At 46.4% G+C, this 26,266-nt stretch carries 17 protein-coding genes and 1 pseudogene; 4 read left to right on the top strand and 14 right to left on the bottom strand.

Annotated features, from left to right (window positions below):
• Window positions 1-25: 25 nt before the first annotated feature.
• The 3 genes from C8268_RS19945 to C8268_RS23570 all read right to left on the bottom strand — a co-directional run bounded on the left by C8268_RS19945 (window position 26) and on the right by C8268_RS23570 (window position 4,398).
• Entirely contained in the window at window positions 26-1,969 is a 1,944-nt protein-coding gene (locus C8268_RS19945; RefSeq protein ID WP_106769287.1) for a TOMM precursor leader peptide-binding protein, read from the bottom strand.
• A complete protein-coding gene (locus C8268_RS19950) occupies window positions 1,966-3,933 on the bottom strand; it encodes a putative thiazole-containing bacteriocin maturation protein (protein ID WP_106769288.1) in 1,968 nt (655 codons plus the stop codon). The genes C8268_RS19945 and C8268_RS19950 overlap by 4 nt, the downstream gene beginning before the upstream one ends.
• Window positions 3,934-4,164: 231 nt before the next feature.
• Complete coding sequence (locus C8268_RS23570) at window positions 4,165-4,398, bottom strand: heterocycloanthracin/sonorensin family bacteriocin (RefSeq protein ID WP_106769289.1); 234 nt, start codon at window positions 4,396-4,398, stop codon at window positions 4,165-4,167.
• A 552-nt stretch (window positions 4,399-4,950) separates the two neighbouring features.
• Between C8268_RS23570 and C8268_RS19960 the strand changes: the two genes are divergently transcribed.
• Window positions 4,951-6,867, top strand: a complete 1,917-nt coding sequence (locus C8268_RS19960; RefSeq protein ID WP_106769290.1) for a beta-N-acetylhexosaminidase — start codon at window positions 4,951-4,953, stop codon at window positions 6,865-6,867.
• 69 nt (window positions 6,868-6,936) lie between these two features.
• On the opposite strand, the gene C8268_RS19965 is transcribed toward C8268_RS19960, so the two are convergent.
• The 11 genes from C8268_RS19965 to C8268_RS20015 form a co-directional block, all read right to left on the bottom strand.
• Window positions 6,937-11,919 (bottom strand): 5'-nucleotidase C-terminal domain-containing protein, encoded by a 4,983-nt coding sequence (locus C8268_RS19965; RefSeq protein WP_106769291.1) that lies wholly within the window; start codon window positions 11,917-11,919, stop codon window positions 6,937-6,939.
• A gap of 199 nt (window positions 11,920-12,118) precedes the next feature.
• Window positions 12,119-13,072, bottom strand: a complete 954-nt coding sequence (locus tag C8268_RS19970) for an ABC transporter permease (RefSeq protein WP_106769292.1) — start codon at window positions 13,070-13,072, stop codon at window positions 12,119-12,121.
• Window positions 13,056-14,132, bottom strand: a complete 1,077-nt coding sequence (locus C8268_RS19975; protein ID WP_106769293.1) for an ABC transporter permease — start codon at window positions 14,130-14,132, stop codon at window positions 13,056-13,058. The genes C8268_RS19970 and C8268_RS19975 overlap by 17 nt, the downstream gene beginning before the upstream one ends.
• Window positions 14,129-15,658 (bottom strand): ABC transporter ATP-binding protein, encoded by a 1,530-nt coding sequence (locus tag C8268_RS19980; RefSeq protein ID WP_106769294.1) that lies wholly within the window; start codon window positions 15,656-15,658, stop codon window positions 14,129-14,131. The genes C8268_RS19975 and C8268_RS19980 overlap by 4 nt, the downstream gene beginning before the upstream one ends.
• 164 nt (window positions 15,659-15,822) lie before the next feature.
• Window positions 15,823-16,932 carry a BMP family lipoprotein gene (locus C8268_RS19985; protein ID WP_106769295.1) on the bottom strand — a complete coding sequence of 370 codons (1,110 nt, stop codon included), beginning with the start codon at window positions 16,930-16,932 and terminating at the stop codon, window positions 15,823-15,825.
• Window positions 16,933-17,240: 308 nt separating this feature from the next.
• Window positions 17,241-18,227 carry an SPFH domain-containing protein gene (locus C8268_RS19990; RefSeq protein WP_106769296.1) on the bottom strand — a complete coding sequence of 329 codons (987 nt, stop codon included), beginning with the start codon at window positions 18,225-18,227 and terminating at the stop codon, window positions 17,241-17,243.
• A gap of 69 nt (window positions 18,228-18,296) precedes the next feature.
• Window positions 18,297-19,103, bottom strand: a complete 807-nt coding sequence (locus C8268_RS19995) for a TPM domain-containing protein (protein WP_106769297.1) — start codon at window positions 19,101-19,103, stop codon at window positions 18,297-18,299.
• On the bottom strand, window positions 19,100-20,134 hold the full coding sequence (locus C8268_RS20000) for a TFIIB-type zinc ribbon-containing protein (protein ID WP_106769298.1): 1,035 nt from the start codon (window positions 20,132-20,134) through the stop codon (window positions 19,100-19,102). Before C8268_RS20000 ends, C8268_RS19995 begins: the two co-directional genes overlap by 4 nt.
• A 30-nt stretch (window positions 20,135-20,164) precedes the next feature.
• A complete protein-coding gene (locus C8268_RS20005; protein WP_106769299.1) occupies window positions 20,165-20,848 on the bottom strand; it encodes a PspA/IM30 family protein in 684 nt (227 codons plus the stop codon).
• Window positions 20,849-21,016: 168 nt separating this feature from the next.
• Window positions 21,017-21,211 (bottom strand): hypothetical protein, encoded by a 195-nt coding sequence (locus C8268_RS20010; protein ID WP_106769300.1) that lies wholly within the window; start codon window positions 21,209-21,211, stop codon window positions 21,017-21,019.
• A 226-nt stretch (window positions 21,212-21,437) separates the two neighbouring features.
• Complete coding sequence (locus C8268_RS20015) at window positions 21,438-23,525, bottom strand: methyl-accepting chemotaxis protein (protein ID WP_106769301.1); 2,088 nt, start codon at window positions 23,523-23,525, stop codon at window positions 21,438-21,440.
• A gap of 222 nt (window positions 23,526-23,747) precedes the next feature.
• Between C8268_RS20015 and C8268_RS20020 the strand changes: the two genes are divergently transcribed.
• The 3 genes and pseudogenes from C8268_RS20020 (at window position 23,748) to C8268_RS23575 (ending at window position 26,222) form a co-directional block, all read left to right on the top strand.
• The gene (locus tag C8268_RS20020; RefSeq protein ID WP_106769302.1) at window positions 23,748-25,379 is read left to right on the top strand and encodes an amidase family protein; all 1,632 of its coding nucleotides are present in this window, start codon (window positions 23,748-23,750) and stop codon (window positions 25,377-25,379) included.
• Window positions 25,380-25,526: 147 nt separating this feature from the next.
• Window positions 25,527-25,962, top strand: a pseudogene (locus C8268_RS20025) (DUF4261 domain-containing protein); the annotation flags it as partial.
• Between the two features lie 122 nt (window positions 25,963-26,084).
• Complete coding sequence (locus C8268_RS23575) at window positions 26,085-26,222, top strand: IS3 family transposase (RefSeq protein WP_106769303.1); 138 nt, start codon at window positions 26,085-26,087, stop codon at window positions 26,220-26,222.
• Window positions 26,223-26,266: the final 44 nt, after the last annotated feature.

The following is a 26,266-nucleotide window of genomic DNA, read 5'->3' on the forward strand; positions in this document are numbered from 1 at the left end:
CTGTCCCTCCTTATATAAACGGGCCTTACGGAAACGGATGCGGGTATGGATTGAGATCCTCCATTTTCAGCGGCTTTTTCGCGTATCCAAGCTCTACTGGTACCCGGAGCACCCGATCCAATCCAGCCAAGCGGGTAAATTGATGCCCGAATGTCATCGGCAGCATCCCCGGGATCAGCACCTTTACGCAGTACAGTCCATTCCGACGAATCTCTGGTGCTGTTACATCCACCACGATCACATCGAGATTCAGGCGTTGAAACTGGGCAAGAATGTCCTTCAGATCATCCGTTAAATCGGTATGCCTTGCCCCTTGCTTGAATTCCTCATCAAACGTTCGCCGCGGACGGCTCTCATCCAGCAGAAATTGCAGTCGTTCCTCTGCTTCAGGCAATCCGTACAGCAGGGAATGATCCTCCATCTCCTGCACCAGAGATGAATCATGCAACATTCGCATATATGTCTCCCGGTTTCCTTCAAATTTCTCCTCCAGCATCTGTATCATGCCGGCTAACTCGTGAACCGCACCTTTCACGGCCCGTATCGGGTCCGGATGAGTTCCGGCCGTACAAACGAGATTCATCCCTGTTTGTTTCCTGTTCTTCGCCACCCCCCAAACGCTTGGAATTCCATTTTCCATCGTCGAGTTAAAGAAATGTACATCGAATCCCGTCAGCGTCTGCAAACGATGAATCATCAATTGCAGCTCCTGGTCGTCTACAGAATTAAGGTCAAGGCGTGGGAGAGGGAGCTGCGCATACCAAGTCATCAGAAACGAATCCCGCTCCACCACTTCCAATATCCCGTAAAAAATAGCCTCCTCCAAACTTCCGCCTAACGCACATCCATTGGAGGTTTCGAACACAAAGTGATGCCCGCATCCCATGCTGTAATAGGCGAGCTGCTCAGGAACCAGAATCGGACGCTCTTGCAAAAACGAATACCCCCACACCCAATTCATGGGTTGATCCGGATTAAATGCTGTGTAAGGAGCATCCGGCTGATTATACTGTTCCTTTGTGTGCCCCCCTACTTTAACGGGGTCAAGCGCATGATCCTTCACATTATTAAAGCTTTCATGGACTACCGTCCGCTTGCTTCGGGGGGCCAGACCGCAATATCGTTCCAGCCCTTCCAATATGGCAGTCAGCTCACTCAACGCATAGGAATGGGTACGCCCTGCTGTTCCCACATCCTCAGCAATCAACGGCAGATTTACACTCACATCGGCGAATATCGACTTCAGGTTAAGCATTTTCCCATTCAAAAATCCGGTCCGGTGATCCAAATAATCTTTGGTTAGCACTGTTTTCATCTCATCCACCCGGCGGCAGCGGTAGCTGTCTGCACTGATCTTCGGACTCGGCTGAAGCGAAATATGAGCTGCGTCTGATGAATCGTCAAACACTTGGCTGCAAACAGGACACAACGGATCAGGCAAAATACGGTGCAGTGTGCTTTCTAGCGTTCTCAGATTGATCAAAAACAACCCTTCTGCCGTTTGAACCGTTTCGCCTTGTAATGCCCTTCGTGTCTCCACGATCAGCAATTGAGCCATCTGCAAAAGTCCTGTACGTGACGCCCATGGATCACTAGGCATTCCTTTATGAGTCATGAGCTTTTGCTGCAACCTCCGCATCTCCTTACGTTCACGTCCGGCCATGACCCGCCGCGTGTCTCCGCATTGAGAACATCCTTCCGTACCCGGACGAACCAGCGGTCCAATTACGCCCTCACCAAATGAAACGAAGCCTCGAAGCCATGGGATACCAGCTGGTCGTAGCACTTCTTCTGCCTTGATATGAACGTATGGACACCAAGCATCGTGCAGCACAAGAACGAAATCCGCCATTTCCGGCACTTCTGCCTCAAAATCGATCAGACGAGCCACCTTAAACTCGGCTGACAGTTCTCTATAAACACAGTCCGCCAGAATACCTTCTCCAACAATCACAATATTAGCGTTCACTGGACTCGCTCCTCTCGCAGCACCACGCCAAATACTCCTGCCAATTCCTCCTTCATAAACGGTTCTACCGCCAGATCAAGGACCAGGAGCCTCTTATTGTTCTGATTTAGAACTTGTACGGCGGATTGCAAAACCTCCGGATGCGTCGCTGCTTGATATGAAACGATCTCTAGATTTAATGGCTGCTGTTCTTTCAAGCGTACAGACGAAAAAGACGACACTTGCAGATTAAGGCCATCAGGTTCATTTTGGGCCACCAACAGAGCCTTACGTAATGCTTTACGCAAAGCTAGCGTCATATTTAAGCCCACGTTGCCATACCAGTGATCATCCACACCAACCCATACCACAGGAAATCCGGACACTTCTTCTCCCAAGGCAATCCTCGGCGCTCCCTTCATCGCCGTTAATGCCTGCAAATAAAAAAGACAGTGCTTATCTTCTACAGCTCGCAGCTGTACCCGAGAAACCATAGGAATCTGATACGCCTGCTGCTTATCGAACTCTTCCTCCAGACATCTTTGTAGTCCTCGACAAATGCCTTCTGCCGCCATCTCTCCTGCTCCGATGCCAATAAATTCGTATGATTGTATCCTGCTTTCCTCTACTCCTTGAGGGGAGAGCAGCATCGGAACAAACAGACTGCCCAATCGCGACACATATGCTTCAATCCCGATAAGCCCTGCTTCCCGCCGCGCCTCCTCATGTGTGAGATCGTTACAGATCGTGTCCGGCAGCAGTCCGGACGGGCCTTCCGATAACGGATCGACGACCTGAACTCGGCACTGTGAAAGCGGCAGATGCTGTAACTCCCCTTCCTCCCAAACATGAAAAATTCCCGATTCCGACGATGTCAGTCGGCTGAAGTAAGGAATCAATCCATCGTCACTTGTGTCTAACCTCTGATCGTGATGAAAAGTATAGTCTTGAAAGTTTTGAATCCATTCAGGTTTCCTAAGTCCGGTTACAAGCGGATGTGGCAGAAATGAATGCCACTTTCCTTCCAAAGTCTCCAGATTAAGCAGAAAGAATCGATTGCTCTGTTCCGCATCAATCGCTCCCGTAATCTTTTTAAATAATTCAAACACAGTCACATTGGCAAGCATTGCTCCCGCTGTTGAAGAAAAAGTGTGTAATTCCGGATCTTTAGAAATCGCGGATTGGTGTACACGGCGCCAAGCCGACTCCCAGCATCCTTCCTGATCTGGATGAAACAGAGGTCCCGCCATACCCGCTTGCTGCATGCAAACAGCAGGTAAAAACACCTTCTTCTCACCCTTGCAAGCCGCATGAAGAGCCCGAAGCTCCTCGATATCATCCTCCCGCGATACATATAAAATGAAATCAAACGGCCTCACAGCCTCCCGCCAACAACTCCCTTCATCCTTTTGCAGAACAACCTTCTCGACGGACACCTCAGAGTCCAACTTCCGGGCATGTACGACCAGTTCCTCAATCCGCCTCCAATTCGTCGGCTCCGAACCGAAAACCTGTACATACAGCTTGGGCAATCCGGAATCAAGCAGTGCAGAAACCGCCGAGACCAAAAAGGAGCCGGAACCGACCACCAACACTCTGGACTGACGATACATCTGAAACCGATAGGCACCTGAATCACCGAAATGATCCAAAAACTCAATTTGGGAAGCATACCTTTGAAGAACCTCACTGGACAGTTCATGTGGAGTATCCTGGCTCACATCCCGAGCAAAGCCATTACGATACAGCACTCCTGCAATTTTATATACCTGGTCCCGGTGTTGATCCGGCAATCCTTCTGTCAGATCATCCAATCTATGCTCCCCATTAAATATCGGTATCAATGTTTCAATCCACTGATCAATCCCCTCACCTTCCATGCGGAACGAACTTACATGGTTTCGAAAATATACGCCGTTAGAATCAGGTAAAAAAAATGTATCACGTTTTACCTTTAGGCGCATTGAAGGGCTCAAAACTGTCATTCTACTCCTCCTTCTTTTTGTAAGCTGCTTCGCCACCCTGCCTTACGCTTCACAAGTAATCTTATGTACAGCTATTTGTCCCTCATGTCTTATACTTTTAGAAAAACAAGCTGACGAACGGTGCTAAAGCCGGCGTCGTCAGCCTGTTCATGTTTTCTATAATTACACTTCATTATAGAAATATATAAATTTCGTAAATCTTCCTTGCCGATAAAAGCCAGATTATCTTCCTCAACGATGACAATGATGGCAGTTATGGCAATGATGGCAATGATGGCAGTTAAAGCAGTTGTGACAATTGAAACAGTTATGACAGTTGTGGCAATTGAAACAATTAAAGCAATTGAAGCAAGTAAAAACACACAGTCGAGCCGACTGCTCATTTTGAGCGTTCCAAGGAGTCACCTCACTTGACTTAAAATGAGAAACATTCAAATTTTGCAAATCATTTTTGAACTCGTTCATACGCTTTACCTCCGCTTATTATCAATTCGCGTTGCTTGGCAGCATTCGTTGGTACGGGCTGCCCCTGTGAGATCCTCAATTCAATACACATGACAACATATGAAGGGGACTCAGCTCTTGTTACTAATGAAAATACCTATATATAATTTTTCTTCACAAAAAGTTCATCATAAAAAAACATGATCAAAATTTCTTCTGAAACATTGCACACCCGGGAGCTGGAGGGAATAAGCTCAATGACTTTAATGTCCTAATCATAGTTGCCAAATCCGCATCCGAACAGGCTGACGCCTTCAGGATGTCTGGCCGCAGCAAGTGAAGCAATTCGGACCGGATATACCGGCTCGAATTCGGCGGATACAAACACCCGGACGCGCGTAGGAATTAACCCCCGCTAAAAAAACATATTTCTCCCCCTGATATGATCCTCTATCTCCTCTAAGTCAAGAGAAAGTAATCATTGCTTTCCCAGTAGTGATGGCATAAGATTAAACATTATAATGTTATGATGTTCTAGCTTATAAAATATCAACCATGCAGGAGGGGCTTCTTATGAAATTTCGTTTCGAAGGTGATGTATCGGATTTGATGCCCGGTGTCCGGCTGCTGCTGCCTGAACTAGGGGTGGAATTAGGAGAGGATGGAGTCCCGCTTCGGGTAGAGTTGTCGGAAGGCGATCTTGAAGTCGGCCGCGAGCCTTCTCACGCCTATATTCGGTATGGACAAAAGCATCAGTTTTTCCGAGGATTCGGACTTCTCATTCAGCATAGCCGTAAAGGCGAGACCTTTCATATTCACGAAAAACAGCAATTTGACCAGGTCGGGCCGATGTTTGATCTGTCCCGCAACGCGGTTCTCACGGTGGACAGCTTTAAAGTCATGCTCAATAAATTGGCTTTAATGGGCATGAACACCGTTATGTTATACATGGAGGATACATACAAGATCGAAGGAGAGCCCTACTTCGGATACATGAGGGGCCGCTACAGCCAAGACGAACTGAAAGAAATAGACGATTATGCCCACCAATTCGGTATTGAAGCTTTTCCAAGCATCCAAACCCTCGCCCATCTGGAGGAGTTTCTGAAGTGGGAGCCAGTTAATCACTATCGCGATACGAAAGGCGCCCTTCTGGTCGGCAGCGAACAGACCGATTCACTGATTGAGCGAATGATCGAAGCCGCAAGCGCACCGTTCCGCAGCAAGAAGATCCATATCGGGATGGACGAGGCGGAAGAACTGGGACGGGGCAAGTATCTTGACCTGAACGGATACGAGAACCGTTTCAACATTATGGTCTCCCATCTGAACAAGGTCCTGGCAGCCGTTCGTCAGCGCGGCCTGAAACCGATGATGTGGAGCGATATGTTCCTCAAGCTTGCCTCCGGCGGTGGCGGCGATGCAGCATATTACGATAAAGAAACATCCATTCCAGAGGAAATGGCTCGTCAAATACCGAAAGACGTGGATATGGTGTACTGGGACTACGTCCATATGGAGCCGGAAGATTATGAAAAAGTGATTGCCAATCATCGGCCGCTCGGCTGCAATTTGGTATTCGCAGGAGCCGTGTGGATTTTCAACACATTTGGTGTGAACTACGGGCTATCTCTGAACGCTTCAGATGTCGCACTGCAAGTGTGTAAACAGGAAGGCATTCGTGAGGTATATGCGACGATGTGGGGAGATGACGGCAATGAAGGGAATCCTTTTGCAGCCCTGCTTGGTTTACAGCTTTATGCCGAGCACGCTTATTCGGAACAAAAACCGACGCAAGACCAGCTGAAAGAGCGAGTCAAATTCTGCACGGGAATTGAGATGGACACTTTCCTTCTCCTGAAGGATCTCGATGAGATTCCCGGACAGGAGCGAAACAATGCCAAGCAGAGCAACCCTTCCAAGTTTTTGCTGTATCAGGATGTGCTTCTTGGATTGTTCGACAAGCAGATCGAAGGTTTGGATCTGGCGAACCACTATGCAGAGCTGGAGCACCGAATCCATAACCAACGGAATAAAGATGCGGAGCTGGATTATCTGTTTGAAATGCCGGAGAAGCTGAGCGCTGTGCTAAAACGAAAAAGTGAAATCGGTATCGTACTGAAGCGATCCTATGACGCCAAGGATCACGATACACTAAAACATATCGCTGCGAACGTGCTGCCAGCCATAGCCAAAGCAGTCCATGAACTCCGTGCTGCACATCGAACACAGTGGCACCGGATGTTCAAACCTTTCGGCTGGGAGGTCATCGACATTCGCTATGGTGGTGTCATCAACCGCCTGGATACTGCATCATTCCGAATTTTAGACTATGTAGAAGGACGGATTTCAAGGATTGAAGAGCTGGAGCAGGAACGATTAGTATACAGCTCTACCAATCGCTTCAACCACAAGGGTGTCGGCTGGTGCAGCTATTATTTCCGAATGGCTTCCCCCAATGCGTTCTATCATGTGTTGAACCCTTTTTGAAAAGGTATCTTTCTTCAAAGAAAAAGACAGAGATGGAGTCCACCTCTGTCTTTTTTTAAACTCAACTGCTCACTTTACAAAGGTCAGGTTCTCCATCATTCGATGGATCACAGCCGCGCTCTCACCACGAGTTGCATTCGATTTAGGGCTAAAGCGCTGCTTGCGATCTCCGTGTAAAATGCCCAGACCATTTAAAACATCGACCGCTTCTTCCGCCCATCTACCAATCTTAGATGCATCGGCAAAGCTCTCTTGTGATCTACTGCTTTGTTTATACCCGGCATATTCTAATGCCTTGTAAGCCATGACTGCCATCTCTTCACGGGTAATCAACTGATTGGGTCTAAAAGTGCCGTCTGCATACCCTTTGACGATCCCTGCATTTACTGCTGCATAAACCGGATTCATATACCAGTCTGAAGGCTTGATATCCTTGAAGGAGCTGGCTTGATCGTTAGCAAAGCCCGAAAGACCTAATGCCCGGATTAACAACGAAGCAAACTCAGCCCGTGTTACCGGAGCATCCGGCGCATAAGACTGCTCTGTTCGTCCCGTTACGATCATTTTAGCTGCTAGCGATTCAACGTCTGCTTTTGACCAGTGAAATGCAGTGTCCTGGAATGTAACCGGATGTTGGATAACCAGATAGGTCCCACTCGTTTGACTATACATATCGATCCGATTGCCACTAACTTTAAACGGTACAGGGATATATTCTGTTCCCATAAGACGTATAACGGCGATATCGGTTAAACGAGTATCTTTGCCAATGTTTATAGAATGCTTCACATATGAATCATATCGATCCGGCCTAGTCGTCTTACCGCCGGATTGTGCTGTAACGGTATACTCTACCGCTTGAAGCGCAGTATATCCTTTGGATGCCGCTACTTCAAGAGCATTCGTATTGACAGCCAGATTGATGACCAGCTCAATTTTGGCAAGATCGGACCCAAGTTCATCAGCCAAAGCTTTCAGATCGATCTGATCCTGTGAAAGTTCATAAATTCCGTACGGTGTATTAACGACCAACGTAGGAGCATTCGTCTGATTCAGCCATGCTGTTAATGCCTCACTTTCGATCGTAATGGATGAGGACTGAAACGGCTCTGTACTCGAAATCTCTATCGTTATTTTTCCATCTGATGGCTGCTTCAAGGCCTCCTTCATCGCTTGACCGGTTACCTTGCCGGCAGCTGTACCATTAGCTGTCTTAACCTGAACCTTTATTTTTCCCGGCTCTACAGGCTTTGTTGTTCCCGGATTCGAAGGTTTTTCCGGAGGCGTTACCGAACTCGGAGATCCCGGTGTGTTTGGCGTTTCTGGTGTTCCTGGTTCTTCAGGCTCTCCAGGTATTTCAGGATTCGGGCCTTCCGGAAGCGGCGCTCCTTTCAGATCGGTAATCCGCCCTTCAACCGCAGAAGTTTTCGACGTGATCGTCCCTATCTTCTTGACATAATCAGAGAAAACTTCATAGTCCGGCAAATACAACAAGTTCACCCGACCTTCGAGATAGGCTTTCTCCAGCGAAGCATAGAAGTCACCACCCTTGGCCGTGAAAGCATTTGTAGCTACCTCATAAGATTGATTCAGATCGATAGGCTCATATCCGTTCTTCCCTTTTACATCCATTCGCAGTACGCGCTCTCCTGCCGGTTTGGTAGAATCATAGAAAAATCTCATGCCTGCGATATGCGGGAATCGTCCGTCCGCAGCCGGAATTTTGGATACTCCGTTTTCCATCGCATCTTTAATTTCAGCGCCCGTCAGCGTAATCGTAACCAGATCGTTATTAAACGGCAGTACGGTCATGATATCCCCCATCGTAACTGTACCAGCCTCGATCGAAGCCCGAATTCCGCCTCCGTTCTGCAAGGCAATGACTGCATTCGTTCCGGCAGCTTGTGCCGCCTCCAGCATACCGTCCGCAATCAGGTTACCGAGATTTGTCTCTTTCGTGCGTACATCATCGCGAACTCCATTCAGCTTGACTTCCGTCGTGCCGACTTTCGTTTCCTGGAGCTTCTGAACGCCCGGCTTATATTTTGTATTGAGAATCTCCAATGCTTCTTGATCCGGTTGGATCACGTATTCACCATTGCTATCTTTCTCATCAACAGATATTAAGGAGCTGTCCCAATCTTGCAAGGTTCCTGCCTCGTCAAAGACCACTTCAAGTTTGCCCAGAAACTGGCCTTTTTCCCCTGCCTGAACGATAAGCTTCGGTTCGCTGTCTGATCGATCCACAACCGCCTGATCCAGTTTGGTATGGCTGTGGCCGCCGACAATGATGTCAATCCCTTCCACTTCCTTGGCAAGATTCAATTCTACATCATAACCAAGGTGGGACACGACAATGATCTTGTTGATTCCCTCTTGCTCCAACATGGATACAGTATCTTTAGTCTTTTGCACTGCATTATCAAAAGTAACAGCTCCCGGAGAAGCAATATTCGCGGTGTCCTCTGTTGTCAGGCCGATCAAGCCCACCTGCTCACCGTCCACCTCCATAATGATTGCCGGATATATGGTTGCATCTTCAGGATTACGGGTCACACCCTCTTTAAATTTGTCACGAAGTAAAGCATCCTCAGAGAAATTCACATTTGAAGAGACAAACGGAAATTCAGCATTTTCAATAAACGCATTCAGAACCTCAGAACCTTTGTCGAATTCATGATTTCCGAAGGTCATTGCATCATATTGAACCAGATTCATAAATTCAAGATCGGCCTGGCCCAAGTATTCGTTAAAATAAAGCGAACCTGAGAAGACATCTCCTGCATCCAGAAGCAAAGGATTTACACTTTTCGCTCTCTCCTCTTTAATGGCAGTCACACGACGCGCAATGTTATCCGGTCCGCTCACGGTATCCAGGTTAGCATGCGTATCATTGGTATGCAGTATGGTAAGCGGGAACCCGTCTACAGCTTCTGGCTGTAGACTAATCTGTGCAACGACCGGGTCATGATCTGAAACACGTCCTTTGGACGGAGAGAAATCGGCGTTGAGATGTACGATATCCGCTTCTGCAGATGCTGTCAGATTTTTGCTGACCAAAATATGATCTAGTACCTGCGAATTTCCGTCGTACGTGTACGTATATTGCTCATGCTGCGGCAAAGTCTCAATCAGGTTGTCTAATTCATTTCCTTTTAATATCTGTGCTGTTTCTGAAAATTGAAAATCATTCAGGTCACCCAGAACGACAACGTTAGCCTCAGGGTTTTGGGTCACAATATCTTTAACAAACCTGTTAACTACAGCTGCGATCTGATGACGCTGAGCCTCGCTTTCAAAAACAGGCGGCTGTGCGTTTCCAAAGGGACCCTGGTCCCCGGATTTCGAGTTAAAATGGTTGGCAACGACAATGACCTTCTCACCCTGAAAGTCAAACTGCGCTGCAAGAGGCTTACGGGATGCATCAAATACCGAGTTGGTCGGATCAATTCGCCCAGGATTGTATGTAAGCTGATCCTTATCAGCATCATAGGCAACCGCTTCAGTAGAAGAGCCCTTCTCACCGTTTACGCTTTCAGATAATTGTACTCGCTTCTCGTTATAGAGGAACCCCACCCGGATATTGGCACCTGGCGCTCCTCCGTCTTCGTTATTCACCGGATCAATATCGGTAAAACGGTAGATGGGCCCGCCTGCCTCTTGGATGGCATCAATAAGCACCTGGTAACTTTGGTCTGCCGCCGTGATGCCGTTATCCTGCCGGCCGTTATTATCCTGTACTTCCACCAGAGCAATGATATCCGGAGACTGAATATGATGAACAATCGATTCAGCCAGCTTGTTGATTTTGTTAGACTGCACACCAGGATAAAAGTTCTCAATATTGTAAGTCGCGATGCTCAGCTGATCAGCATTCACTTCAATGGTCGACACCTCTTGTTCAAACGAGCCACTCTCAATTTCAGGAAGATCATCCCAAGCAGGAATCACCTTGAAGTTTCCGCTGTTATAGCCGATCACACCTATTACATCATCTGCAAAAGCATCCCCTGTGCTCACTTCTTTACCGGGATCTCCATAGGCGATCAGAAGTCGCTGGGGATTAAAATTCCCTTGCTCCTTCAATACGAGGCCGCCTGCAGGAGTAATCACATCGGCGTCAGTGTCATTCTCAACACGAGTAGGAATGTTAAACGTGCCGCCGCTCTTCCAGTACGGACTAATAATCGTTGGCTGTGGAAGTCTAACCAGCATTCCTTCCAAAGACTCGTAGAAATCAATGGCATCTTCATTCGGATCAAATTCGGTTAATCCGTCATTATCGATGATCGTTGCAGGAATAGGAAGCCCGCCCTTGCCTAGCGTCACCGGTTCTGGCATTTGCCCGGCACTTCCCTTATTTTCGTAAGCATGAAGTTCAATTTGGGTAGAAGTCAAATTTCTGCGGTTTCCTTCGTTATATTCAGCAACTTTCCCGGATACCGTTACAAGATCGCCCACGTTCGGCAGAGATACATTGGATTTTTGAGAAAAAACAAAGATAGCGTCCGAAGTATTCGGATTGGAGTCAGGACTCGGGTCCTGGATATAAAATCCTTTGATATTTCCGCTTGAAAACGTATATCCGTACTGCGTTACAACACCTTCGACATCCCTAACCGTCTGCCCTTGAAATGGTGAACGATGTGCCTCACCTTGAATATCGGCAATTTGCAGCAGCTCTACCGCTTCCGGAGTATCAGTTACAGTAGATTCTTCTTCGGGCAAGGTTTGGGAAGCGCTTTCACCAGAAGGGTTCAACATATCTTGCGTTTCATCCTGCAGCCCGTCAGGGTCCGGACTTGCTGTTTCCTGATCCGAACCGTCCCCTGTTTTTTCCCCTGAACCATCACTTCCGATCATATCAGAAGGATCAGACACAGGATTCGCAGCATCAACAGCCCTATTTTCTGATTCCACCATTTGACCAGTGGTCAAATCTTGCGGCGATGCAGCTGTGACAGAGCTAAAAGGAACGATGATACTCATGAGCATAACGATAGTCAGTAATATGCTCAGCTGCTTTCTGCGCTTATGTCGTCGAATACGCATTTTAAGCTTTCACTCCTTTATTCTATTTTTTTAGTAAGTCTTATATAAATATATACCTGAAATGTTTTGGGAATTCTATTATTATATGAGATAATTGTAAAAAACCTCCGATAGACCCAGTGTAAATCTGAAAAGTCAATCGGAGGTTCTTGATTTCATGCTGTTATCAGATCATTTATAGTTCATCCAGCTCATTTCATCACCGTTGGCCTGAGTCAAACGGCTCCCCTACCGCTTTAGGCGCTTTCGAGGACTTGGAGAAAATAACTAATGCAATCAGAGTGACCACATAAGGGAATACCTTAAGAATAACCGGTGGAAACACGGCAAGCGAAGGAATCACCTGAGACACATTCGCTACAGTGCTGGCAAATCCGAAGAAAAATGTAGCAGCCAGAATTCCCATCGGTTTCCACTGACCAAATATCAGAGAGGCAAGAGCAAGAAAGCCCAAACCAGCAACATTACCGGTAAACTCTCCAGAATAGGTAAGAAGAATGATTGCTCCTCCAAGCCCGGCAAATGCACCTGAGACCATAACCCCAACATAGCGCATCAACCTCACCCGGATACCGGCAGCCTCTGCGGCATGTGGATGCTCCCCGCAGGACCGAAGACGCAAACCAAACGGCGTTTTGTATAGCAACAGCGTACTGACCAATAACACGAGCAGAATAAACCACGTTGTAATATACGTCTTGGTAAAAAACAGTTCGCCGATAATCGGTATCGATGATAACCAAGGTACATCAAACGATGAAAATCCCGAAGTAACCCGTATATTGCCGCTGCCTGTCATATTGCGAGCCAGGAAAACTGTCAAAGCGCCTGCAATCATGTTAATCGCCGTTCCGCTAATAATCTGATTGGCACTAAGATTAATGCTTGCAAAAGCATGCAGAAGGGAGAACAGTGCACTTGCAGCAGCCGCAGCTAGAAGCCCGACCCACAGCACCCATTGAGAGCCCATATAATGTTCTTGTAACTTGGAGACGACAAAGGCTCCAATAAAAGAACCGACAATCATCATCCCTTCCAAACCTATATTCACGACCCCGCTTCGTTCACTGAACAGAGCACCCAAGGCGGTAATTAAAAGCGGGATCGTGAAGACGATGGCATACGGAAATATTTGCTCAAGCGTTGTCCACATGTTCTCGTTCCTCCTGCTTTTTATTTGCCGCACGGCGCACCTTCAATTTCCGAATAAGACGTTCAATCAGGATGCTTGTTGCTGCAAAATAAATAATAATCGCAATGATCGTATCAGCAATCTCCGGCGGAATTTCCGTCATGGCGTTCATAAATCCTCTGCCGGAATATAAAATTCCAAAAAACAGTGCCGACAGAAATACACCTAAAGGCGCGTTAGCACCGAGAAGCGCAACAGCAATGCCGTCAAAACCTTGTGTCGGCAAAATACCGATCTGAAGACTGGACGCGTTACCTGTGTACTGGGCCGCACCTGCCAGACCCGCGATCCCGCCGGAAATAAACATTGACAGAACAATGCTGCGTTTCACCGCAATGCCTGCATATTCTGCAGAGTGGCGGTTAAAACCGACCGCCTTCAGCTCGTAACCAAGTGTCGTTTTGTTAATCAGGAAAGCTACGATCAAAGCGGTTGCAATAGCGATAAAGAAGCCTAAATTAATATAAGAACCTTGGAACAAGTTACTGAGCCAGCTCTCATGCAGCGTCGCTTCTGGCGCGAGCTGCCGTGATTCCGTCTCCAGGTTCTCTCCTTTGAAATAAGCAGGAACTACATAATAAACCGTCCAAAAGGCGATCCAGTTCATCATGATGGTGGAAACGACTTCATGCACATTGTAACGTGCTTTCAAAAGTCCCGGAATAACCGCCCATAACGCACCGCCGATAAACCCGGCCAGTACGATAGTAGGGAGCAGTATTCCACGCGGAAGATCAAACGTCAGCCCGACGGCCGTCGCACAAAAGCCGCCAAACAGCATCTGTCCAGCTGCCCCGATGTTAAACAATCCCGTTCGGAATGCGAATGCAACCGACAAGCCAGTCAAAACCAGCGGGGTTGCTGTTGCTAATGTATTCCCGATCCGCTCCGGATTTTTCAGAGCCCCTTGAAAAAGGTACATATAGCCCTCTACCGGGTTATGACCGGTCAGCATCATAAGCAGTGCTCCAGCGATGAGTCCGAACAGGACGGCAAGCAGCGATTTCACACTGTTATTCATGTTGTGCCCTCCTCTTTTTGATACCCGGCCATCATCAATCCGAGCTCTCTCTCATTCGTTTCGGAGGTATTAACAACACCGACCAGCTCCCCGTTATTGATAACGGCAATACGGTCCGACAGGTTCAACACTTCTTCCAGCTCCAAAGACACCAGAAGGACGGCTTTTCCCTTGTCCCGCTGTTCAATCAGACGCTTATGGATGTATTCGATGGAGCCAACATCCAACCCCCGTGTCGGCTGAACGGCAATGAGCAAATCCGGGTCACGCTCCACCTCCCGGCCGATAATCGCCTTCTGTTGGTTACCTCCGGACATCGAGCGCACAATAGAACGAGGCCCTGATCCTGCCCGAACATCAAAGCTCTCGATAATATGATCGGCATGTTTGCGAATCGCCTCCGGCTGAAGCAGCCCTTTTTTGGAAAAGGGAGGACGGTTATATACTTCAAGAATCAAGTTTTCCTCAACCGTGTAATCCAGCACAAGCCCTCTTTTTTGCCGATCTTCTGGAATATGACCGATCCCGCTCTCATTCCGCTCACGAACGGATAATCCATTCAATGCTTTTCCATTCAAGTTCACGGTGCCGCTTTCCGCCTGGCGAAGACCTGTAATCGCTTCCACCAATTCGGATTGACCATTTCCGTCCACACCCGCAATACCTAAAATTTCGCCAGCATGCAGATCAAGGGTGAAGTTTTTAAGCGCGTCGACTTTTTTATTGTTCTTAACGGTAAGCGATTGAATTTCAAGAACCGTTCTGCCTGGCTGACTTTCCTGTTTATCCACCTTAAAAGAAACGCTCCGCCCCACCATCATCTCAGCCATAGTCTCACGGCTCGTTTCCTCCACATTGACTGTTCCGATCGTTTTTCCCCGGCGAATGACGGTGCATCGGTCCGCTACCGCTTTAATTTCTTTCAATTTATGCGTAATCAAAATAATCGACTTTCCTTCTTTGACAAGATTCCTCATAATGGCCTGCAAATCTTCAATTTCCTGTGGTGTTAATACAGCGGTCGGCTCGTCAAATATGAGAACCTCTGCGTTGCGGTAGAGCATCTTCAGAATCTCTACCCGCTGCTGCATGCCAACTGAAATATCCTCTACTTTGGAATAAGGATCGACATTTAACCCATATCTTTTGGACAAGGATTCCACTTGTTTAGCAGCGGTTTTCACATCTAGTCCGAAGAGCCATTTGCGCGTCTCGCTACCAAGAATGATATTCTCAGTGACCGTAAACGGCTCAACCAATTTAAAATGCTGGTGTACCATTCCGATTCCAAGCTTGTTCGCTACGTTCGGATTGGTGATCCGAACTTCCTTGCCGTTTACCCGGATCGTCCCGCGATCGGGCTGATACATACCGAACAGGATACTCATCAGGGTTGACTTACCTGCCCCGTTTTCGCCAAGAAGGGCATGGATTTCGCCCTTTTTCAGTCTGAGCGTAATGTCGTCATTAGCCACGACTCCTGGAAATTCCTTGCGGATGCCCACCATCTCGACAACATAGTCCATGGTTTAGGGTCCTCACTTTCTATTTTGTAGAAACCATCTGTGTCTGCGAATCTTTAATTAAGTACTTCCTACTTTTCATATTTTTAAAAAAAGACGGAAGAATCCGTCTTTTTAAAGCGGTATTGCTGCCTGATCAATATATCAATCGATGTTCACAGCTTGATTTATTCAATCCATTCCCCTTGTTCTTCGGCTACTTCAATTTCCCCGGCTTTGATTTTGTTAAATACATCGTCCACTTGCTTCAGCACATCTTCACTCAAGTTTGGATTACTTTCCGGCAAGCCGACACCGTTATTCTTGGCATCCAGTATGACCGTCTCCCCGCCTGGAAACTTGCCTTCTGTTTCAGCCTTGATCATGTCATAAGCAGCCTGATCAATCTTCTTCACAGCCGAAGTCAGGACAACCGATTTATCCCCCTCATAAATACCGTCCTTGTGCTGGTCTACGTCAACACCGACAATCCATACATCGTCCCCGTTCTTCACACGGTTCTTGGCTTCGTTAATCGCACCGACACCAACCCCGCCCGCAGCTGCAAAAATAACATTGACCCCGCGATCAAACATCTGCGCTGCCAGCTGTCCGCCTGCCGCTACGTCTTTAAAAGTTCCCTGATACACCACATTTTCTTTATTAATGGTCACATTCGTACCCAGGTTCTTGTTGGCATAGTCCACACCTTGCTGGAAGCCCCAATTAAACTTCTGTACAGGAGGAATTTTCATGCCCCCGATGAAGCCCGCTTGACCTTCCTTCATGTGAAGGGCAGAGGCAACACCAGCAAGAAAGCCCGCTTCATGCTCGGCGAAATAAATCGCAACGCTATTATCCTTTAATTCCGCTTCGGCATCAGGTGTAGAGCGTGGTGCGCCATCGATGATGACAAATTTCGCATCCGTGTATTTATCCTGTGCCTTAAAAATAGCTGTCTCAAATTTAAACCCTGGTGCTACGATAAATTTAAATCCGGCGTCGTACAGGTTCCCGATTTCCTTCAAATAATCAGCTTCTGTTTCTCCAGCCGGCTTCAAGTATTTATAGTCCATGTTGAATTCTTTGTTAGCCTTTAAGATCCCTTCATAAGAACCTTGGTTGAAGGACTTGTCATCAATAGATCCCGTATCCGTGACCATGCCCACTTTAAAGTTCGGTTTAGCCGCGCTATCGCCAGTACCGGAGCTTGACTCTGAAGCCGATTTCTCGCCGCAACCCACCAGCATGGTGACAGATAACAACAAACTAATGAATGATATGACCCCTTTTTTCATTTAGGATAACCCTCCCAGATTTATATGCACAAATATTCGTGCTACTTACAATATATTAAGAAAATAGAGCGTTTTCAACATATTTTTTGGAATATATGGGTCAATTGCAACTGTAACGCGGTGAAAGGATCAAGCCTTTTGCAGTTTGGTTTTCAGCTCATTTGCTCCGAAAATGATCAATAAAAGTCAGGATATCCCAAGCCAAAAAAGGGCCTATCCTAAAGCAGAACAAGCCGCTTTTAGGACAACCCCTACCGGTTCTCATATCAATTATATTTCGCGCTTTATGAAGGATTATAGTTTAAAAATCAGCCCAGCTTTTGGCCACAATTTGGACAGAAGTTGGCTCCTTCGTTTTTCGTACCGCAGTTTGGGCAAAAATTAGGTTTTTTATTCCCTTCCTTTGAAGGGGTTGCAGCAGTAGGCCGATTTTCAGCCGGAGGCTGCTGATTTTGGTTTAGATTTTTCATCATCTCATTGGCGATGTTCATTCCCATCATCATGCCCGTCATATCGGATGCAGCACCGCCGCCTTTCACATGACCAGATGCAATACCGTCTGTCATCGTAACCTGCTGATATCTTTGCAGATTACCGATCATTTCATGGGAAGCCGTCTTCGTAATCATATCCTGAATCTCTTTAGGGTAATTGAAACTCATCACTTGAAAACCTGTAATCGTGATACCGCTGTCCATCATTTCCATATCAAGATCTTCGCGAATACCATTAGCAATATCATAAGCATTCGCTTGCAGATTAAACATGTCTTTCCCTTCTCTGCTGATCCATTTCATTAACAACTGATCGAGTACCGAAGTGATCCGGATTTTGACATCCTCGACCAAATAACTGTCTTTCACCCCGGCAATCTTATCGATCAGCATAACGTAATCATTCACTTTAAAATGAAACGTGCCGTTCGCGCGAACAGGCATGCCGCCCGGGAGCTGAGGCACCCGGATCAGAACGGGATTTTGTGTTCCCCATCTAACGGTAAATTCCTTCGTGTTGACGAACAGAACTTCCACCCGCATCCCGCTGTTAAAGCCGAACTTGAATCCTTTTAAAGTAGATAAAAAAGGAATGATCTCTGAATCAATGTTATATGCCCCTTCATCCTGAAAAATCCCCTCGATCTTACCATTATTGATGAAAATAGCGTCCTGACCGGCTCGAATAATCAGCTTGCTTCCTTTTTTAATTTCCTGATTGCTCCATTTCCAAAAAATCATATCATCTCTAAACTCTTCCCATTCCACAACGTTTGAAAATTGATTTCTGAAAAAGCCCATTGTTATTCCCCTTCCTTTCCCTTTGAACGATAAAGCAGTTTTAGCTTCACTCAGGACATCGTTTGTTAACTAAAATGAACCTCTACTTCCACTATGCGAATGACCGCCGCCGGTGACGCCGCCTCCGCCTCCGCCGCCCGAACCGCTGCTCGTGCTCTGCTCAATCTTCCGTTTTGTCGTTGTCGTTCGAATGTACCGGTCCTCACGCTCCAGTATTCCCGAAGTGCTTGTATCCTCGTAAGTCCGCCGACTGACCGTCACCCGTCCGCCGGAGCGGTAGGCCATGAGGCTGACGGCTATAACCCCGATGGCTGCAGCTGTTCCGAGCTGAAACCAGATATTAAACAACATGTTATCAGGGTTCATCTCAGGCTCAAAGCCCATATATTTATGCGCCGTTACAATGTATTTTTCAAATGCCTGTTTATAGTCTCCGTCGGATAAATCTGATGTAATCTTATTACGTATTTTATCAAGCCTGTCGTTATCAAGATATTCCTCCGCTTTCTTAAATCCGGCCAGATACAGTGCTCTGTCCTTATCCTCTGATTCGTACATATCCAGTGTCAAAATAACGGCATTGCCATGAGGTTTATCGTATCCCGGCGCACGTTCATCATAAAAACGCTGCGTCATCACTTCCACATCTACATTTTCGGTGTTATTTGAAGTAAAAATTATCATATCGGTTTCTCTTTCGGCACTGTATTCATTAGCCAGCGTGTTCAACTCGTCATACTCTTCCTGGCTGAGCAGGTTCGCTTCGTCATAGATCAATTGCTTTGTTGCCTGCATCGCTGACGTCATCTGAGCGGGAGTGGCAATATATACAGCGAAGAAGATTAGAACAACGAGCACTGCACCCCATCTTTTCATAGAAACCCTCCTCCCATCATCCAGGAGATCAACTTTAATGACACGAAGGAAACGCCAAAAATCCCCGCAAACCACATCGCCGCTTTCGCTTTGCTGATCGGCGGCTTGCCAACCACCTTGCCCGTCTGCCCGTTCATCGCAAACATATATTCTGATTTGTCGTAGTCATAATGTACGATCCATACCGGAAACAGCGTATAATCTGCCTTTTTTAAAGTGGTGTCGATGTGTTTGTTCGTATAATTCACGCTAGTATATCCTGACACCGTGGATGAAATATAAGAATCTATGTATTCCCTTATTTTTTCCTTCGCCCGGGGAAAAAGCTCCTCGTCGTTGTAGCTGTATTTCTCTGCTATGTATCCGGCGAGATACGGAGTTTTAAAGTCTTTCAGCTGATCGTATGGAAAAGGCTCCAGTTTATCCATCAGCTCATCCTTCATTTTTTCTGAAGCATCAATCGGCAATCTTATGAAATTCAACCGAAGTTGTCGGTATATGTCGAAATGCTGGGTTTCCGTATACTCATATTCACCACTTGTGTATTTTTTCACTTTTGTACCAAGACCTTGGACCTCAATTTTATTGTTAAGATCATACAGCCAGAAGGGAACATACATCCCGGTTATTCCCTTAATACGATCTGCGGTCATAAACCCGTTTGGCGTTAGAAGTCCGTTTCTGCACCATTTTCGGAAAGCTTTCATCGCTTCTTCCTTGCTTATTGAAAAGGGTATGATCTTTACAGGGGCCAGCTCACCGGTCAGCCGATCTCCGAGAACAACAGCAGAGCCGCAGAAAGTGCATGTCGTTGCACTGGTCTCCGCTTCCGTCATAATGACAGCGCCGCAGCTGTTACAATGGTACTCCCTGGCCTGATCCCCTTCCAAAAAAACATGCTGTGTCAGTGGGTCAGAAAGTTGCTCAATATTGTCTTTTCTGCCGCAGCTGAGGCAGGATAAGGCTCCCGTCTCACTATCAAAGACCATGCCGCTGCCGCAGTTTGGACACTTGTATTCAATAACCGGCATCTTTTCACCTCATTAGCCAAAAGAAAAAAATTATTCTTTTGTTTTCATTTTTGCTTTCATTGCATTCAGCTCATCCTCGGCATGAGCATTCACAACAGCATCCTGCTCCAATTGTGCGATCAGGTCATCCAGATCATCCTTCTTCGCTTCAGCTCTAAGCTCGGCTAAAGCCATCGCTTCATCCAAGGCGAAATTTGCCTTCTCCTCCATTTCCTTAACTGCAAAATGAACCTTGCTTAAAGAAGAACGTTCGGAATTCACATTCTCCTGGATCTTTGTAGCCGCCATCTTTCCTTTCAGCTCGGTATGCCGTGCTTCCAGCTGGCCTATATCTGATATGAGCTTATCCTGCATTTGTTTCATGCTTTCTGCCTTTGAAGAAGCCAGGTCATAAACGCCTTGTAATTCACCAAGCTTCTCTGACTGCATCGCCTTCCTCTCCAGAAACTTTAACGCGTTCTCTTCATGTCCCGCCTTGACCGCTTTTTCAACATAACGGTGGAGCTTCTTGATCTCGGTTTTGCATTCGTCCAGAGCCCGCTTTGCCCGTCTCTCATCTGCAAACACTGAAGCGGTTTCTGCTTTCACTTTCCCCAGATCTTGATGGAGTCTTTGTATATATTCATCAATCACCTTCTCCGGCTCTTCCATCTTATCCAACAAGACGTTAACATTGCTCTCCATGATATCCTTAAATCTCGACAAGATTCCCATGCCAAACCTCCTCACCAAGATTCCATCCTATGCTTAAGTAATACATGAGATTCAGAAAAAGGTTTCAATTCCTGAGATCCTTGCATAAAATTACATCTCTAAAAAAAGAAAACACCTGAAACAGGTGCTTTTCAGATGATCGTTCATAATTTGATAACATGACATATTTTATCTGCGTTTGCGCTTGTTCTTGGTCACCCGGTTATACACGATCAGTGCGACAACCATCATGGCAATAAATCCGACATTTTTCGCCGACTCAAGCGCCATGCCAAACATAATGGAAAGATTCGTAACCAAGCTGTACGTAACCAACGCAGACCCCAAAATCATCACCGGCCGCCATACGTTATATCTCCTCATCCATGCAACACTCCCGACCCCGTTTCTCACTGTAAAACCTGAAACTCTCTAAGAATTGAACTGCTAATTGCTATTATAACATGAAAAAGAAAGCGTTTATATTTTTCTCTCACCTCATCGGTTCGGGTAAATATGTATCAGAAAAACCAGCCCGGAAGAAGGCTGTACCTTTTTCCGGGCTGATTAGATGGTTCTGAGCATTAGCCTCATGAACGTAAGAAATCATTTACTTCTCGTGTATCGTGAATTTCTGAATATTTTCTTCCAGATCCTTGGATAGTTCCTCCAGCTGGGACAGATAGCCTGCGACATCTTCAACCGTCGCCAGCTGTTCTTCAGCTGCTGCGGACACGTCTTGGGTAATGGCTGCATTCTCTTCCGTTATGGCGGAGATATTGGTGAAGACGTCTGTAATTTCGTATCGCTTATCGACCATTACGCGAATATTACCGTCCACATGGCTGGTCATATCCACTTGACTATCAACCGATACCATAATGTCGTTAAAGATCGATTCGGTTTCTCGAACCGCCGTTTCCTGCTCCGTAAACAACTCGCGGGATGTGCCAATAGCCTGAACAGCAGCTCCTACCTGGCTGTTTACGTTTGAAATAATATGGCTGATATTATTCGCTGCATAAGCAGATTGCTCGGCAAGCTTGCGAATTTCGGCAGCTACTACAGCGAAACCTCGCCCATGCTCCCCTGCCCTTGAAGCTTCAATCGATGCATTCAAGGCCAGCAGATTCGTCTGATTGGAAATTTCAAGAATGGTGGCAAGTATGCTGCTGATTTCACCGGCACTTTCACTCACTTGATTTACAGCTTGTGCCGTTTCCTCGGAAGATTGCAGCGTGCTGTTAAATTTCCCTACCAGCTCTTGTACAATCACAATGCCCCGCTGATTAAGTTCACCTGTACGGCGAGCCAGTTCTAGTATTTCTCGAGTAGAGTCCGTCACCTGATCGATCGCTACGCCGAGTTCTTCAACTTTTCCAGAGCCCTCCATCACGGTGTTGGCTTCATCGCTTGTAGCACTTGAAAGCTGGATAATGGATTCGGTAATTTGCGAAGAAGCCATCTGTGTCTGGTCCATGCTGTCTTTCAGGCTGGCCGCAGATTGAGAGACAACCTGCGCTGAGCTGGAGATCCCGCCGATGATTTTGTGAATATCCTGTTTCATGTCGTTAATAGCCCGGACCATCATCCCTACCTCACCTCGTTTTTTCAACAAGGACTGCGGAATATCGATCGTTAGATTACCGTTGCCGATTTGCTGCAAATACTTCACAGCAGAGTTTATCGGCTTCGTAATAGCACTAGACAAAATCAAGGAAGCTCCGATAGCCACGACTGCAATAATAGCCATAACGAGAAAGATAATATTTTCAATCGCGTTAACAGACTTCGCTATTTCACTTTTGTCCATCATGGCGATATATTTCCATTGGGTTTCCGGTGAAACAAAGATTCTCGCAGTATACATTTTATTATCTACCGGAACATCGATGTTTTGTTTCACCTTTTGATCGAGGTCCTTTACACCCAGTTCCTCCATCGTCATAAAATTCGTTTCTGGATTCTTCGGATTGGCCAGAATCGTGCCGTTTTGGTCGACAAGTATAACATAGCCGCTCTCACCGATTTTAATGTCTTCGATTGTTTGAGTTAGCGCCTCCAGACTTACGTCGACCCCCTGAACACCAACGACGTTTCCTGCACTGTCCTTAATCGTTACGGAAGAGCTGACTATAGGCACATCTTTATCAGCCTTTTTGGTAAAAGAAGCATACGCCCCTGTGCGCATAACTTGGTCAGGATTTTCGGTCGCCTGAGTGTACCAAGGTCTGATTCTCGGGTCAAATTTGTCAGTGGAATCACCTTCCGGCCATTGGATATACCCACCATCCTCAGTTCCCAAATAAATATAGGCAATGCTCGGATGCGTTTTGGCATAATTCAGAAAGAAGTTATATATCTCTGATTCCATACCTTTTTTCTTTGACGGACTCATCTGAATGATTCCATCCGGTCCTTCAGCATCTACGTAGGAAGTAATAGAACTGTCGATCTGCTTGACCAAGGGATTATTGGCAAAATACTGAACCGTTTCATTCACATTATTAAAGTACATGTTAATCGCGCTATTAACCTGTTTGATTTCTTTTATGGTTGCTTCATAGAAGTTCTCCTCCAAATCCTCCTTCACCCTCTGGTTGATCGTGAGGGCCAGCGGTACTGTCGAAAGCAGTACCAAGATGACCATCGTCACCAGTAGTTGAAGTTTCAGATTCCATTGCAGTTTCTTTCTCAAGTTTTCTCTCCTCCATTTTTCTTAACGTTGAAATATTCTCTCTAGATACTATCGGCAGAAAATCATTTTTTGTTAAATATTGTCGAATAATTTGTAGAAAAAACAGTAACTTTGTCGGATTCTATTTATTTTTTCCGGGAAAATAACGATATATATTAAGGGGAGAGAAATACATTAGGATTTAGGAACTACAAAAGACATCAGGAGGTAGACATAAGGTCTATGATCAGAAAAATTTTAAGCTTCAAAACATTATTAGCTGTTTTGCTCGTTATCACGATCTTTCCGTGGAATGATGCAAATGCCGAAGCAGTCAATCCAACGAATACTACATTTGATCCGTTCGAGAAAAGCGTTGATGAAATCGCCAATGCTTTGAACACAAACGAAATTACATCGGAAGAGTTGGTAAACTACTATCTGAAACGTATCGAAGCCTTTGATCAACAAGGCCCTACGATAAACTCTATTATTACGATCAACAGCAATGCTCTTGAAACAGCAAAAGCGCTCGACGCCGAGCGCAAAGCTAAAGGACCAAGAAGCCAGCTGCATGGCATCCCTTTTGTTGTCAAAGATAACTTTGATGTGGTCGGTATGCCGACTACAGCTGGATCTGTCGCTCTGAAGGATGCTTATCCAACCAAGAATTCATTCACCGTTCAGAAGCTTATTGATGCCGGAGCGATCGTCATCGCCAAAACAAACATGTCCGAGCTCGCCGCTTCTTACGGCAGACTGGGATACAGCTCCATGGGCGGATTAACGATCAATCCTTACAACCTGAACCGTGATGCTTCCGGTTCCAGCAGTGGCAGTGCAGCTGCTGTAGCTGCCAACTTTGCCGTGTTCGGGCTTGGCACAGATACTTCCGGTTCCGTTAGAGGTCCGGCTAATGTGACCGGCCTGGTGGGCATCCGGCCCACTATGGGACTAACTAGCCGCAGCGGTGTGGTTCCTTCCTCGCTGTCTCTAGACGTGACAGGCCCGATGGCACGCAGTGTCAAGGACGCAAGCATCGTGCTTAGTGCGATGGCTGGAACAGACAAAGAAGATAAAGCTACGAAATATGCAAACAACCATGTTCAAAACTATGCTGAGGCGCTGGACGCTTCCGCACTGAAGCAAGCACGTATCGGCGTAGCAGTTGACTTTTTCGGTGACAATGCCGAAGTCGATGCCATTACAAAACAAGCGATTGCCAAAATGCAAAGCATGGGGACGGCTGTTGTGCCCGTAACCTTCTCTGAGCAAACCCAGTACCTTTGGACCCCGATTCTTGGTCCAATCGGAGATGCAGAATTCAAAAAACAGTTTGAGCAATATTTAAGCACGCTGCCTTTCGGCGTACCGAAAACATTGCAAAAAGTGATCGAAATCAGCGAGTCTCCTGAGGTTCTAAATTCAGAAACACCTGTTAACCCTGCACGTCTGGATGGCTTGAAAACAGCATTGGCACAAGCGGATACTTTGTATTCGAAAGAGTATAAGGACATCATCAACAAAGAAGTTCCTGCTACCCGTAATGAAGTTGCGACCATCATGAAGAACAACGATCTGGATGCCATCGTTTTCCCGACGATGTCCTGTCCGGCTTCAAACCGCTATGACAAAGAGGACCCTACCTACGTCTGCACAGCATATGATACTTATGCAGCAAGCTATGTAGCATCTGCTACAGGCTTCCCTGAAGTAACCGTCCCTGCGGGAACTGCAGAAGCAGGAGTACCGGTTGGCATCTCATTCCTGGGTACCCCATACACCGAGCAAAAACTGCTTGACCTCGCCTACTCTTTCGAGCAGGCTACCAAAGCCAGAACCATCCCAACATATACACCTAATCTAACGCAATAGTCGGTTTCTCTCCCTTTTATCACGCAGCCTGATCCGGCTGAACAGATAATACAACAAGTTGGATGTCCAATCACTTCGCTAGATGCGAAGTGATTGAATATCTGCTCTTTCCTTCAGATACAATTCAAATAATAGGATTTATCCGAGCCGCTGGACAGCGGCAGGCTTTATACGAAACTGGCGGCAAGCTGTTTGAAGCTTCCTAATGCCATAGGGCTTTATACGTCCGGTACCGTATTTCAACCTCAGCTTTTTATAGAGATGGCTGATATTATGAAAGCTGACAACACTTTGCCCTTGCTAAACCTGATTCATTTTGGTTTGGTCAGAAGTGAAACAGGGATAAGCGGATTTCACTTGCGGGCTGAAGTCTTTTGGCAAAGATGAAATCGAAGTGCTGAACAGTCAGGTCAACCCTGCCGAGCTGCGTGACTTCCTCATTGATATTTCCGGTTATATCGTAGAGCAAAACATTACTTTACGAGATGGAGAAACGATCGGCTTTTCAGCAGAACAAAGATTGCCCATTACCCGCTCAGAAGGCATTTATGTTGAAGAAAACAGCTTGAAAATTGAGTTCTAGATGCGATACGTTACTGTAACACTAGAGTAAAATGAGAACAATAAATATCCTAAAAATGACGGCAAAACAAGAAAAACCACCGGGATTAGGTTGAGACGCCTGAACTGCACCTCCAATGTTAGATGGTGTCTAACAATTGGGGTGCATTTCACCTCAAAGACGTGAGAAATTATATCCGATACTACAACAATGACCGCTATACAGAGCGTTTAAATGGCTTGTCTCCTAACGAGTATCGAAAACAAGCTGCAATTTTCTAATTCTTGAGTGAAAAAACAGCCATCTAATAGAGATTTGGCTGTTT

The sequence above is a fragment of the Paenibacillus faecalis genome (genome assembly GCF_900289175.1).
GTDB classification, from domain to species: domain Bacteria; phylum Bacillota; class Bacilli; order Paenibacillales; family Paenibacillaceae; genus Paenibacillus_AQ; species Paenibacillus_AQ faecalis.

Bases quoted from the DNA above. Each gene is read 5' to 3' on its own strand.
- C8268_RS19965 (WP_106769291.1), bottom strand. From the start codon at position 11,919: ATGCGTATTCGACGACATAAGCGCAGAAAGCAGCTGAGCATATTACTG.
- C8268_RS20005 (WP_106769299.1), bottom strand. From the start codon at position 20,848: ATGGGAATCTTGTCGAGATTTAAGGATATCATGGAGAGCAATGTTAAC.
- C8268_RS19995 (WP_106769297.1), bottom strand. From the start codon at position 19,103: ATGAAAAGATGGGGTGCAGTGCTCGTTGTTCTAATCTTCTTCGCTGTA.
- C8268_RS20010 (WP_106769300.1), bottom strand. From the start codon at position 21,211: ATGAGGAGATATAACGTATGGCGGCCGGTGATGATTTTGGGGTCTGCG.
- C8268_RS19960 (WP_106769290.1), top strand. From the start codon at position 4,951: ATGAAATTTCGTTTCGAAGGTGATGTATCGGATTTGATGCCCGGTGTC.
- C8268_RS19950 (WP_106769288.1), bottom strand. From the start codon at position 3,933: ATGACAGTTTTGAGCCCTTCAATGCGCCTAAAGGTAAAACGTGATACA.
- C8268_RS19975 (WP_106769293.1), bottom strand. From the start codon at position 14,132: ATGAATAACAGTGTGAAATCGCTGCTTGCCGTCCTGTTCGGACTCATC.
- C8268_RS19990 (WP_106769296.1), bottom strand. From the start codon at position 18,227: ATGGGCTTTTTCAGAAATCAATTTTCAAACGTTGTGGAATGGGAAGAG.
- C8268_RS23570 (WP_106769289.1), bottom strand. From the start codon at position 4,398: ATGAACGAGTTCAAAAATGATTTGCAAAATTTGAATGTTTCTCATTTT.
- C8268_RS23575 (WP_106769303.1), top strand. From the start codon at position 26,085: ATGGTGTCTAACAATTGGGGTGCATTTCACCTCAAAGACGTGAGAAAT.
- C8268_RS19980 (WP_106769294.1), bottom strand. From the start codon at position 15,658: ATGGACTATGTTGTCGAGATGGTGGGCATCCGCAAGGAATTTCCAGGA.
- C8268_RS19985 (WP_106769295.1), bottom strand. From the start codon at position 16,932: ATGAAAAAAGGGGTCATATCATTCATTAGTTTGTTGTTATCTGTCACC.
- C8268_RS20020 (WP_106769302.1), top strand. From the start codon at position 23,748: ATGATCAGAAAAATTTTAAGCTTCAAAACATTATTAGCTGTTTTGCTC.
- C8268_RS19970 (WP_106769292.1), bottom strand. From the start codon at position 13,072: ATGTGGACAACGCTTGAGCAAATATTTCCGTATGCCATCGTCTTCACG.
- C8268_RS20000 (WP_106769298.1), bottom strand. From the start codon at position 20,134: ATGCCGGTTATTGAATACAAGTGTCCAAACTGCGGCAGCGGCATGGTC.